11 protein-coding genes are annotated in these 13,580 nt (G+C 28.8%); 10 read left to right on the plus strand and 1 reads right to left on the minus strand.

The genetic code is table 11. The features are described from left to right. Nucleotides 1–6: 6 nt before the first annotated feature. Both ABDZ93_RS09505 and ABDZ93_RS09510 read left to right on the plus strand, forming a co-directional pair. Nucleotides 7–1,164 carry an ABC transporter ATP-binding protein gene (locus tag ABDZ93_RS09505; protein WP_343825799.1) on the plus strand — a complete coding sequence of 386 codons (1,158 nt, stop codon included), beginning with the start codon at nucleotides 7–9 and terminating at the stop codon, nucleotides 1,162–1,164. Then, the gene (locus ABDZ93_RS09510; RefSeq protein WP_343825801.1) at nucleotides 1,164–2,972 is read left to right on the plus strand and encodes an ABC transporter ATP-binding protein; all 1,809 of its coding nucleotides are present in this window, start codon (nucleotides 1,164–1,166) and stop codon (nucleotides 2,970–2,972) included. The genes ABDZ93_RS09505 and ABDZ93_RS09510 overlap by 1 nt, the downstream gene beginning before the upstream one ends. A gap of 285 nt (nucleotides 2,973–3,257) precedes the next feature. Here ABDZ93_RS09510 and ABDZ93_RS09515 read toward each other — a convergent pair whose 3' ends face one another. Next, nucleotides 3,258–4,532, minus strand: a complete 1,275-nt coding sequence (locus ABDZ93_RS09515) for a dicarboxylate/amino acid:cation symporter (RefSeq protein WP_343825803.1) — start codon at nucleotides 4,530–4,532, stop codon at nucleotides 3,258–3,260. Nucleotides 4,533–4,773: 241 nt separating this feature from the next. On the opposite strand from ABDZ93_RS09515, the gene ABDZ93_RS09520 reads away from it, so the two are divergent. The 8 genes from ABDZ93_RS09520 (at nucleotide 4,774) to ABDZ93_RS09555 (ending at nucleotide 13,518) form a co-directional block, all read left to right on the plus strand. Beyond that, nucleotides 4,774–4,902, plus strand: a complete 129-nt coding sequence (locus tag ABDZ93_RS09520; protein ID WP_343825806.1) for a hypothetical protein — start codon at nucleotides 4,774–4,776, stop codon at nucleotides 4,900–4,902. Between the two features lie 285 nt (nucleotides 4,903–5,187). Continuing rightward, entirely contained in the window at nucleotides 5,188–5,652 is a 465-nt protein-coding gene (locus ABDZ93_RS09525) for a hypothetical protein (protein WP_343825808.1), read from the plus strand. Between the two features lie 469 nt (nucleotides 5,653–6,121). After that, on the plus strand, nucleotides 6,122–7,339 hold the full coding sequence (locus ABDZ93_RS09530) for a nuclear transport factor 2 family protein (protein WP_343825811.1): 1,218 nt from the start codon (nucleotides 6,122–6,124) through the stop codon (nucleotides 7,337–7,339). Between the two features lie 439 nt (nucleotides 7,340–7,778). Continuing rightward, the gene (locus ABDZ93_RS09535) at nucleotides 7,779–9,116 is read left to right on the plus strand and encodes an ATP-binding protein (RefSeq protein ID WP_343825813.1); all 1,338 of its coding nucleotides are present in this window, start codon (nucleotides 7,779–7,781) and stop codon (nucleotides 9,114–9,116) included. Next, the gene (locus ABDZ93_RS09540; RefSeq protein WP_343825815.1) at nucleotides 9,088–9,945 is read left to right on the plus strand and encodes a response regulator; all 858 of its coding nucleotides are present in this window, start codon (nucleotides 9,088–9,090) and stop codon (nucleotides 9,943–9,945) included. The genes ABDZ93_RS09535 and ABDZ93_RS09540 overlap by 29 nt, the downstream gene beginning before the upstream one ends. A 201-nt stretch (nucleotides 9,946–10,146) precedes the next feature. Beyond that, entirely contained in the window at nucleotides 10,147–11,214 is a 1,068-nt protein-coding gene (locus tag ABDZ93_RS09545) for a PTS sugar transporter subunit IIC (protein ID WP_343825817.1), read from the plus strand. 239 nt (nucleotides 11,215–11,453) lie between these two features. After that, nucleotides 11,454–12,191 carry a lysoplasmalogenase family protein gene (locus ABDZ93_RS09550; RefSeq protein WP_343825818.1) on the plus strand — a complete coding sequence of 246 codons (738 nt, stop codon included), beginning with the start codon at nucleotides 11,454–11,456 and terminating at the stop codon, nucleotides 12,189–12,191. Nucleotides 12,192–12,342: 151 nt separating this feature from the next. Further along, nucleotides 12,343–13,518 (plus strand): amidohydrolase, encoded by a 1,176-nt coding sequence (locus ABDZ93_RS09555; protein ID WP_343825819.1) that lies wholly within the window; start codon nucleotides 12,343–12,345, stop codon nucleotides 13,516–13,518. The last annotated feature ends 62 nt before the right edge of the window (nucleotides 13,519–13,580 follow it).

Consider the following 13,580-nt stretch of genomic DNA (forward strand, 5'->3'; position numbering starts at 1 on the left):
GAAGAAGTGTTAAACGGTCGTGAGACAGTGGAAGAAAGAACCTTGTTTGGCTATTCTGATAAGATTAATGACCAGTGGCATAAAGAGTTTGAAACTGCTAGAAAGCATGAACTTAAGGTAAGTCTTAAATGGTACGTCAATATGAAAACCGGTGGGGTTATTATTGCAATTTTATCTGTATTAATAGTTTTAATTTTAATAGGGCCTGTAACTAGTGGAATTTTATCCATAGGAATGTTTATGTCCATTGTTAATAGCGTATTTGAATTAATAAACTATTTAGCTTGGAGCCTTCCTGAGTATGGAGATAATTTAGCAAAGAATAAAGAATATCTTGTTGACTTAACTAACTTTTTAAAATTGGAAGGCGATGAAGGATACTTATTAAGACCAGCGAAGGAAGTTAGTAAATTAAAGTCCTTAGAGTTTAGAAATGTATCTTTTAAATATCCAGGTATAGAAAAGTATATTTTAAAGGATATGTCTTTTGTCATAGAAGAAGGAAGGCATTATGCTTTTGTAGGTACTAATGGAGCTGGTAAGACTACCATAACTAAGCTTATAACTGGCCTATATGAGGATTTTGAAGGAGAAATTTTAATAAATGGGAAATCTATAAAGGCTTTTGGACAAGAAGAGTTAAAAGCAATGTGCTCTGTAGTATATCAAGATTTTGCAAGATATTATATTTCTTTTAGAGATAATATTTTATTAGGAGATATTAATAGCTTTGATAACCTAGATAATATGAATAAGGCTATAGAAACTGTTGAACTGCAAGATGTTGTTGGAGGATTACCTTTAGGTATAAGTTCAAACCTTGGAAAAATTAAAAATGATGGTGTAGATTTGTCAGGAGGACAGTGGCAACGTATAGCTATGGCAAGAGGAATTGTAAGTCCTGCATCCATTAGAATTTTAGACGAGCCAACTGCAGCCTTAGATCCTATAAGTGAAAGTAATGTCTATGAAAAATTTGAAGAGATAAGCAGGGGACAAACTACTATATTTATCAGTCATAGGCTTGGCTCAACAAAGATTGCAGATGAAATCTTCGTTATAGGAGATGGAGCTATTGTAGAAAGTGGTTCCTATGAAGAGCTTATGAAGAAAAATGGTGTTTATACAAAAATGTATGAAAGTCAAAGGAGTTGGTATATATAATGGAAGGGAAAAATAAATATATTTCTTTTTTTAAAATAGTAAGAACAATTGAACCTATGATATTTAAATCATGCCCTATATTTACAATAGTAGTTATATTAACAACAATACTTCATAGCTTGACTTATGTAGGAAATACTTTTATGACACAAAAGTTTTTTGATTCCATTACAGCTGTTTCATCATGGAAAGTAGAGTTAAAAATAGTATATCTTATGCTAGGAGGATTATGTGTTTCATTAGTTCTTACTCAAGTACTTAATGGAGTATCTAACTTTTTATCTAATGCCTTAGTTAATAAGGCAAAAGGAACTATAGGTAAGATATTAAACCATAAAAGCTCAAAGTTAAATGCCACAGACTTTGAAAATCCAACATTACTTGATGATATTAATAAGGCTCAAAAGGGATTAGAGGGTGGACTTTGGATGTCTTTGATATTAATTGCTATAGTGACCTTTTATATTCCATATTTTATTTTTATGGGTATATATCTTTATAAATTAAAGCCTATACTTTCTATTTCTATTATATTAATATTTATTCCTGTATCCATATCACAATTAGTTAGGATTAAGGTATTTACTAATTTAGAGGATAAGGTAGCTCCCATAAGAAGAGAATATGAACACTATGAGAAATGCATAGTGGATAGAGAATATTATAAGGAAACGAGACTTTTAGGAGGTTTCTTCTATTTCCAAAAAAGGTATATAAGTACTTTAAATCTTATGAATAAGAATAATTGGCAAGCAGAAAGAAAATCAGGATTAGCAGAGCTAGCCATGAAGATGTTAACTCTTATTGGTTATATGGGAGTTTTAGCACTCCTTGTATATGCACTTTTAGATGGTTCTATATCAATAGGTGCCTTTGGAGCGGTATTTTCATCTATAGGCTTTATGTTTTCTTTAATGAATGAGGTAATATGTATGCATATAGGAACCATAGCTGAAAATTTAGGTGCAGTAAAAAACTTTGTTAGATTTTTAGAAATCCCCGAAAGAAAAGGGGAGGATGTAGAAATTGTAGGGGTACCTAGTATTTTAATTGATAATGTAGAATTTACCTATCCAGGAACTGATAAAACTTCTTTAAAAGACATATCTTTAAAGGTGAATTCTGGAGAAACCATTGCCATAGTTGGAGAAAATGGAGCTGGTAAGAGTACTTTGGTTAGAATTATTACAGGAATATATAGTCCTACTAAAGGCCATGCTTTAATAAATGGTATGGATATAGCTAAAATATCATCTAAAGAATTATATAAGACTACATCAGGGGTATTTCAAAAATATCAAAGATATAAAATGACCTTAAGAGATAACATATCAATAAGTGATAGTTCTAATGAAATAAAGGAAGCACTACTAAAGGATGCTACAGTTAAAGCAGATTTTCAGGTTTCAAAGGAAAAGTTTGAAGAGGGATATGATACTATGCTATCTAGAGAGTTTGATGGTATAGATTTATCTGGTGGACAATGGCAAAGACTAGCTATAGCTAGGGGATTTTATAAGGATAGTAATATGATAATTCTAGATGAACCTACAGCAGCCATAGATCCAATAGAAGAAACTAAGATATATAAGAAGTTTAAAAAGATGTCTAAGGATAAAACAGCCATAATCGTTACTCATAGACTTGGATCTGCTAAGATTGCAGATAGAATAGTGGTTATGGACAAAGGTGAAATTGTACAAGTGGGTACTCATGATGAACTTATCAGTGTAGATGGAAAGTATAGTGAGATGTATGAAGCTCAAAGTAAGTGGTATATAACTAACAAGGAGGAAAAGGCAGTTTGATTTAGGAAACTTAGGCATCTGAAAATAAATAATAAGTCAAATATACGAGCATTCTGACTTATTTATTTTTTGAAGATGCCTTAATGTAATTTATACAATGGGTTAAATTTGCAAAAAGTAGATAAGTTGATTGATAAAGGTTATAAGAGCTTTTTAATTTAAAAATCATGGACAGATATCAGTTATTTAAACTGAATCATCCATGATTTTTTTATATTGATTATTTATATTATAGTACTATTAATAAATCTGTACACATATCAGAATCAGATAACAATTTTAAAATTAACATTTACTTTTTATATCTTCAGAATTGAAAATTTCCTCGTTAAATTCTCCTTCAGCTTTTGCTACAATCATTGTACATACTGCATCGCCGGTAATGTTAACTGCAGTTCTTGACATATCTAGAATTCTATCGATACCCATGATTAGTGCTATTCCTTCTACCGGTAAACCTACTGATTGTAATACCATAGATAACATAATCATTCCTACACCAGGAACTCCAGCTATTCCAATAGAAGCTAAAGTTGCTGTTAAAATAACGGTTAAGAAAGAACTGAAGGTTAAATCAATTCCATAGATTTGAGAAATAAATACAGTAGCTACACCTTGCATAATAGCTGTACCATCCATGTTAATGGTTGCCCCTAGTGGTAATGTAAATGAAGCAACATCCTTTGAAATTCCTAAGTTTTCTTCTGCAACTTCCATGGATACTGGTAAAGTTGCATTACTACTTGAAGTAGAAAAAGCTACTGAAATAGCTGGGAAGAATTTTTTGAAAAACCTTACAGGACTTAGCTTTGTAAATATTTTTAATAGGCCACCATATACAATAGTAGCATGGATAAGTAAGCTTATTAGTACTAATGCCATGTATTTCAGTAAAGGTAACATTGCATCAAAGCCTTGAGTAGCAAAGGTACGAGCAATTAAGCTAAATACTCCAAAAGGTGCAATTATCATTACGAAGTCTACAATTTTCATAATAAGATCATTTAATTGCTTAAAAAGACTTGTTATCATTTTAGTTTTTTCACCTAAAGCGGATAATCCTACACCTACTAACATTGCAAATACAATAATTTGTAGCATATTTCCATTTGCCATGGATGCAATAGGATTGTTGGGTATCATATCTAGGATAACTTCAACTAATGGTGTAGCCTCTTTGATAGTTACTTCACTTAAATTAGAATTTGATAAATTTAAACCAACACCTGGTTTGAATATTGCAGATAATGATAATGAAATTGAAATAGCAATAGCAGTAGTAGCTAAGTAAAATAATACTGTTTTCACTCCGATTCTACCTAGCTTTTTAATATCACCCATGCTGGCAGCTCCGTTAACTAGAGAAATAAAAACTAAAGGTACTACAAGCATCATAATAGCTTTTAAAAATGCTTGTCCAACTAAATAAAAAATTCCATCAATCAATATTTGATCACGAATGAAGCTCTCAGGAATAAAGTTAAATATAATACCTGTTATTAAGCCCAAGATTAATCCGATAAATATTTTTGTAGATAAACTCAATTTGCCTTTTTTCATTATATCAGTCCCTTCTAATTTGCTTTATATATTAATTAAATTAAAATAAATTAAATTTCATACTATGATTATAAAATTATATATTGAATAAATAGAAAAGTCAAACTTCAATTTTTGGAAAAATGACGCATGTAGATTTGTATTATTCAAAAATATTATAATGGTGTTATGTTAATTAGTGATTGAATACGGTATATGTTATGGTGTAGAGCTTAAATAGCTGATATGTAATAGATAGAAATTGAAATGGGTACAATATATTTTTGAAGGAATTTTAAAATTGATATGCAATATTTTGATGGGCAATAGTAATGTAGTTGAAATGAAAGATGGAAGTTTTCAAGAGTTGTTTGAGAAAGTTACTAAATAATATCGTATAAAGGATTGTTATTCATATGTATATATTTTACAATTAATATAATAGGTTAACAGCTACAGTTTATCCGATGACTACCAGCTCTAATACTCCTATCTTCTTCAAAGTGGGAATAAAGAGCTACTACGTCCCTGGATAACGATTTACCCTAAAGGACAACGAGTTCTAAGTATCGAAAATACTGATACTAAGAACTCTGTTAGTAAGCTTCAGTGAGAGTAAAAACTCCCCCTGAAGCAAAGAACTCTGTTTATATTAAAATTTTTAGGAGGGGAATTTATGCTATATATATTTATGGGGCCAAGCTGTTCAGGTAAGTCTTCAACAGCTACAGAATTAAAAAAAATTACAGATGTACAGATTTACAGTGGTAAAGATTATTTACGTATGGATAAAAATGAAAATAGTGCATGGAAACTTTTTGAGGAAAAATTAAAAGAAGCATGCAATAATAAAGATTTAAACTCAAAATCAATAATCTATGTAATATCAGAAAAAAAGGATATATTAAAACTTAAAATCATTGACGAGGCTATTACAATAAATTTTACAGCTGATGCAGAAATAATAAAATCTAGATTTGCTAAAAGGATGAATGGAGTTTTACCAAAGCCAGTAGAAAATATGATAGACAAGCAGTTACTTGAATGGAAAGACACAACTGCAAAATTATATGTAGATACAAGTAAAGATAGAGTTAGTGACATAGCTAAAAAAGTATATGATTTAGTATTAATGGATTAGGATGTATAGGTAGTAGAAAGGACGATTATTCTTGTACCTGTTATATCAACTTTAAAGAAAATATCAAATATAACAATATTTATTTACTTTATAAGTTTCCTATGGTAAAATCTACACATAACATATAGGAGGTGCTATGAAGTGATTATTGCCATTTGCTAATTAATTTTTAATATAAAAATTAATACTAAAAGAAGTTTAAAACTACCTAATTATTTAGGTTTATTTGTTGTGCTTCTTTAGAAAATTTGCAAGTGGGCAATGTGAAGTTTATAGAACTAAAATTAAAATCTTTTTTTACACTTTATTTAGTATACTTATTTTGTTGTGTAAAATATTGTAGATATTTTTGGTTGTAATAAGGCGTTGCTTTATTACAGCCTTTTTTAATTTAGTTGAAGAGGTAAAACATATAACCCTTTAAATTAGATAGTCAAAATTAAAAAAATAGGATAAGGGGTATGAGTATATGAAAAATCAAGTAAATAATGAATTGAAGGAAATATTAAATGTATTTAATGAAGCCTATATAAAAAGGGATATTAATGAAATAGATAGCTTTATGGATAAACTATTTGATAAGGATGAAAGCGTAACTGTAGTAGGTACTTGTGATGGCGAGTGGTGTATAGGATATGAGGAGGTTAAGGATATATTTTTAAGTGACTGGGAATATTGGGGTGATTTAAGAGTTAAGGCTGATGAGGCTACTATAATAGAACTAGATAATACAGCTATAATTTATACTCCAGGTACAGTTAAGTATTCTTTTAACAGTAGAAGTGACACATATACACGCTATTTAGGATACATTAAAGAGTATTTTGATGAAAGTTCTGATGATAGTAAAAAACCTAATAAGGTTAAATTAACAGAAATAAATTGGACTTTATCCCACTTATTAAATCAGAGGGATAGTATAGAAAGAGATTACCTATGGGATATACGTATTTCCTTCATTTTAACAAAAAAAGAAAATAGATGGATTATAAAGCACATGCAATTTTCTTTCCCTGTAGTTGGATATCTACCAGAGGTAAGGGGAGATGATGATAGTTGTGATAGGTGTGAGGTTAATAAGAAAATAAAAGAACTAGAAGAAGCTTATCATAAAAATAAGTTAATGAAAAATAAAATCATAGATTTAATGAAATACTTTAATAGTGATTATTTAGATGAGAATATGGAAATCGATTTAATAGTCGATAAATATTTTTCTTCTAATAATATACTTGTTGCAAATACAGATAAAGATATATTCACTAGTAAAGATGAAATTAAGAAGTTAATAGAGAATCAAAGAGAATGCTATGATGAAATGAGATTAGACAGTGAAAATTCAATAGTTGATTTTAATGAGGATACAGCTTGGATAGTAATAAGTGGTACTATGAAAAAAGTTATTTCAGAAGAAGAGTTCTTTGAAAATACTGTAAATACAATAAAGGATATATTTAATAATAACTTAGATGATAAAGAAAAGCTTTTTAACATTAGAAGAAGAATTGCTGAAACCTTCAAGGAAAATGCTAAAGGTGAAGAATATGTCTGGCCATTTAGACTAGAGGGTGTACTTATTAAAGAAAATAATAATTGGGTATTTAAATATCTTCAATTTGCTTTTCCTTTTTATTATATTCTTGAAGGAAAGACAGAAGCAGCATCTTTAATTGAAGAAAATATCTAAGCACATATAATTTATTCAGGATAAAAATTAGGAGTTGAATATTATAGTATGAAGAGCCAGTAGGGAAGTAAAGTGGAATCTATTTGAAGGACATTGTGAAAAAGACTATGCATCTAAAAGCTTATTTCTGTATTGTACAGGAATAAGCTTTTTTAAGTGCACCCTACATGGGTATAATCTAACGAGTGGAAGTTCAGAACGCGAGTTGATAGTGCCAAGTGCATAGTTTAATCAAAGGGTGTTCACGGTGATGTAAAATTTAAATGAAGCCGGTGGCAAAACTCTGATTCGACGAGCATAAGCTACATATAAGGCATAGGTCTGTGGGGAAGGTTGCTTATTTATATAATAAATTAATTTATTTATTACAGATGATGTTATAATTGTAGTAGGATATAATTATTTAGGTAATAAAAAGTTAAATATTTAAGGGGACATTATGAATTTAAATTATAATATAAAGGATAATTCTTATGAAAATTCAATATTAATATCAATGATAATAGGATTATTATCACAAGTGTTTTTTGAACCAGTAATGTCGAACTTTAGAATATCTTTAGCAATTATAATATTACCAATATGTTTCTATATATTAGAAAACATTAATATAATAAAAGTTGGATTTTTATCTGCCATGTCTGTTTACTTTATAAGAGTTTGCACCTATTTTTTTAGTTTTAGGTTAGAATTAGAGGCTTTAAGTAATGGAATGAAAATTTTTTTCCCAGAGATATTTTTTTACCTTACATATTTCGCAATTTTTAAATTATTTACAAGTAAGATGTATGATAAGAAAATAACTAAAATATTTATAATATGTCTAGGTGCCGATTTTTTAGGGAACTTTATAGAAATATTATTTAGATATTTCATAAATGCAGAAAAAATTAATGCAGAATTAATATTAGGATTAATTTTAATTGCACTATTAAGATCCTTAATTATATGGATTTATCTTAATATTACAGCAAAATATAAAATATTTATATTAAGGAAAGAACATGAAAATAGATATAAAAGGCTATTATATACTACATCCAAATTAAAAACTGAGATATATTGGATGGAAAAAAGCATGAAAAGTACTGAGAAATTAATGGGTGATGCATATAATTTATACACTAATATAAGTACTAATATAGATAGTAACGCATGGGCAGAAGAATCCTTAGATATAGCGAAGAATATTCATGAAATAAAGAAAGATAATCTCTTAGCATTAAGAGGACTTGAAGAGGTATTAGAGAATACTAAAGAAGATAAAGGACTTTATTTAAGTGAAATATATGATATATTTCAAAACTCTTTAAAAGTACAAATAAATAGAGACAATAAAAAGGTTAAGATATTTTTAAAATACAAAAAGGATATTTATACAAGAAATCACTATTGTATTATGTCAATTTTAAGAAATTTAATAATGAATTCTATTGATGCAATTAAAGATAAGGGGAATATTTATGTGCATCAATATGAACACCGGATAAAAGATATTCCGTACTATATATTTACTGTTGAAGATGATGGGATGGGTATAAAAGAAAGTGAAATAAAATATATATTTTCGCCGGGTTTTTCTACTAAGATAAATTATAAAACAGGTAATATAAATAGGGGACTAGGTTTAAGTATAGTTAGAGAATTAACATATAAGAGTTTAAGTGGTTTTATTGAGGTGGAATCAAAGGAAAATCAAGGAACTAAATTTACCATATACATACCTCAAAAGGAGTTGGAGAATTTTAATGATGGATATAATAATTGTAGAGGATGATATTAATATTGGTATAATTCTAAAGCTAATTATAGAAGATAGACAATTAGGCAAAGTTGTTGAAATTTGTACAAACCCCATGGAAGGTGAAAAACAAATATTAAAAATAAACCCAGAAATAGTTTTAGTTGATTTATTAATGCCTTTAAGAGATGGAATAACCGTAGTAAACCATTGCAAAAAGAATTTTGTTAAATCAAAGTTTATTATGATTTCTCAAGTTGTCACTAAAGATATTATAGGGAAAGCTTATGAAAATGGTGTGGAATTTTATATTAATAAGCCTATAAATGCTATTGAAGTAGAAAATGTTATAAAAAAAGTTAGTGATAAAATTAAGGTTGAACAAAAGTTAAGTAAAATAGAGGAAGTATTTAACATTAATAACTTGGAGTCTTGTGAGGATGTAGATACTAAAAATAAAATAAAAAATAGTGAAAAAAATATTAATTACGTGATGAAAAGAATAGGTATTATAGGTGAAGTGGGATGTAAGGATATTAAAAATATATTGTTGTATTCAATAAAAGAAGATCTAAATTTAGAGGAATTTACATTAAAAGAATTGTTAACTATGTTTAATAAAAATTATAAATCTATAGAGCAAAGAATTAGAAGAACAGCGTTAATTGGAATGAAAAGTTTAGCTAACTTAGGAATAGAAGATTATATGAATGAAACATTTTTAGAATACTCTACTAGCTTATATAATTTTGAAGAGATAAAGAGACAGATGGATTTTATTAGAGGTAAGAGAAATGAAGGCGGGAAGGTAAATGTAAAAAAATTCTTAGAAGGATTAATACTATATTGTGATAAAGAAAAATAATTAAATTTAATTAATTATTTATAAAAAGTTAATTCAAGGAATAAATAGGTAAAGAGATTATTATCTCCAGATTATAGATTCTAAAGTATTAGATTAAATAGAAATCAGATAAAGAGTAACAAAGCAAATATTATTTTTCGAAACTTTCTGAAACTTTTAAAAACAGCGGGTTTAAACTGGAATTAGAAAATTCTAAAAATTATGAAGAAGGTTTTGAAAGGACGTGATATTTTGTTAAATGTTATTACTGGTATTGGATTATTATTAGTAACTCTAGTATTTTTTTCATTTTTTAGTATGAAAGCTCCTAAAGGTAGTAAAGCTATGTCTGGCTTAGCTAATGCAGCAGTAGCAACATTTTTAGTAGAAGCAATTCATAAGTATATAAACGGAGATTTCTTAGGTCTTAGATTTTTGAGCGAAGTTGGAACAATATCTGGAACAATGGGAGGAGTTGCAGCGGCAATTTTAGTTCCTATTTCAATGGGAGTTAATCCAGTTTATGCAGTAGTGGGAGGAGTAGCATTAGGTGGATATGGTATACTTCCTGGTTTTTTTGCAGGATATATAATAGGGTTAGTAGCACCAATATTAGAAAAAAAGTTGCCAGAAGGGTTAGATATAGTTATAGGAGCAATATTAATAGCACCATTTGCTAGATTTTTGGCTATGATGATAAATCCAGTTGTTGATGCTACATTGCTTAATATAGGTAATATGATATCAGTAGCATCAGTACAATCTCCCCTTGTAATGGGATTCTTACTTGGTGGAATAATGAAAATGATTTGTACATCTCCCCTAAGTTCTATGGCAATAACAGCTATGTTAGGATTACAAGGCTTAGCAATGGGGATAGCATCAATAGCATGTGTAGGAGGATCTTTCACTAATGGAATAATATTCAAAAAATTAAAACTTGGAAATGCAAGTAATGTGATAGCTGTTATGTTAGAACCATTGACACAAGCAGATATAATAACTAAAAATCCTGTTCCTATTTATTGTTCTAACTTTTTTGGTGGAGGCTTAGCAGGTATAGGAGCAGCTTACTTTGGAATAATAAATAATGCACCTGGAACAGCATCACCAATTCCAGGATTATTAGCTCCTTTTGCCTTCAATAATCCTATAAATGTTATATTAGCACTTATATGTTCAGCAATAGGAGGGATATCAGCAGGGTATATAGGATCAAAAATATTTGGAGTGCTTGAAAAAAAGAAAGAAAAGAAACTTGATGATGAAGCTATGGAACAAGCATCATAAGGATATATAAATACATATTGTGGTTCTAAAACTACACATTCTCATATGAAGTTGGGGTGTGTAGTTTTTTATTATAAGGTATTCATAAATATTTTAACTACGTCTGAGTTTATATGGACTTAAACTAAATTTTACTAGTATTTCGTATAAAATAAGTGAGATTTTAAATTCAAAGAGAGAGTTTTATATAAATAATATAAATCGTAGTTAATGGGAATAAATATACTTGGGTGATATAGATGGATAAGTTTATAAGTAAGAAAAATTTTATAAAAATTAGTTCTATGATAATAATTATAATTTACTTGATTTTTTTATGCATTGATTTTGTATCTAAAGATTTAAGAAATGTCTATTCAGTAAGATTAAAATATTTAACTATAGTACTTTGCTTTATCATATCTTTATTAATTAAATCTCATGGATATAGTGAAAAGGATAAAGTTTTAGTTCAGCTTGCTCGGTTCTTTACTTTAATTGCAGATTATTTTCTTGCAATTTCCGGTAATTATATCGTGGGGATTTTTTTCTTTTCTTTAGTTCAAATAACTTACATAATAAGGCATAGCTTTATGGAAAATAAAAAACACAAGAATTTAATATTTTTTATAGTGTCATTAACCATAGCCTTAACGGTCTCATTAAGAATAAAAATAACATCAATAGAAAAAGATTTAATTATTTCAGCACTTATATATGCTTCTTTATTAACTACTAGTCTTTACTGTGCAGTAAGTACCATAGCCAGAGGTAAATATCCTAAAAGAAGTTCATGGATAATTGCTTTAGGGATGTTTTTATTTTTCATGTGCGATTTAAGTGTAGGACTTTACAATATATTAGAAGAAGGTAACATAAAATTTTTTCTGGGTTTTTTAATATGGCTATTTTATATTCCTTCTCAGCTTTTGCTCACTTTAAGTGGTTTTAATATTCAGTATTTAGAGGAAATTTTTAAAAAATACACAACTATGTAATATTATGAATAATTATTTTAAATCCTACAAAATATAAGTACTTAGATAGAAAATAAAGTGATGATAATATGTAATTGGCTTAAGGTGAAACTATAGCTATTTAATAAAAAGTTCAGATGCCTAAATAGTCTATTTTATAAAGGAGAAGATTATGGTATTAATTAAAAATGGAAAAATATTAACTATGTCTGGCGTAGATTATGATAAGGGATGTATCTTAATTGACGGAAAAAAAATTATAGAAGTGGGAGAATATATTGATGAAGATAACAATGATATATCTGAAGTAATTGATGCAAGCAATTGTTTAGTTATGCCTGGAATAATAGAAGCTCATAGCCATATTGGAATTCAAGAGGAAAGGAAAGGTTTTGAAGGAAATGATTGCAACGAAATGACTGAGCCAGTTACTCCTTACCTAAAAGCCCTAGATGCCATTAATCCTATGGATTCTACTTTCCATCAGGCATTGAGTGCAGGAATTACTGGGGTAATGGTTGGACCAGGAAGTTCAAATGTGGTAGGCGGACAGTTTGTCTTTATTAAAACTTATGGCAGAGTAATAGATAATATGGTTGTTCTTGAACCTGCTGCAATGAAGGTTGCATTTGGAGAAAATCCAAAATCAAATTATAATGATAAAGATAAGATGCCAACAACACGTATGTCAATAGCTGCTCTTTTACGAGAAGAATTATTTGAAGCTCAGCAATATTATAAAAATAAGAAAAACTCCCAAAAATCAGGTAATGAAGACAATAATTTTAATGAAGAATTTAGAAAAGAATGTTGGCTACCTGTATTTGATAAAAAAATACCTTTAAAAGCACATGTACATAGAGCAGATGATATTCTAACTGCAATCCGCATAGCTAAACAATTCGGATTAAAAATGACTCTTGATCATTGTACGGAAGGACATTTAATTGCAGAAGAGATAAAGGAATCAGGATTTCCGGCTATAATTGGACCAACACTATCAGTACGAAATAAAATAGAGACACAAAACATGGATTTTAAAACAGCAGGAATACTGCATAAAGCAGGTGTAAAGGTAGCTATTACTACTGATCATCCTGTTACAAGAATACAGGATTTGGCAATTTGTGCTGGGTTTGCAGCAAGAGAAGGATTAGGTATAGAGGAAGGGCTCAAAGCAATTACAATAAATGCAGCTGAAATATGTAATGTATCACATAGAGTTGGAAGCCTTGAAGTGGGGAAGGATGCTGATATTGCAATTTTTGATGGTAATCCAATGGAGGTATTTACAAAAACTATGTATACTATAATTGATGGTGAAGTGGTTTATAAATCAGAAGATTAACTAAAACCAGTTTAAGTAACACATTCTTTTAAGACTGAACAACTTTTTCTTGATCTTATTAC

It is taken from the genome of Clostridium subterminale, assembly GCF_039521425.1.
GTDB classification, from domain to species: domain Bacteria; phylum Bacillota; class Clostridia; order Clostridiales; family Clostridiaceae; genus Clostridium_J; species Clostridium_J subterminale.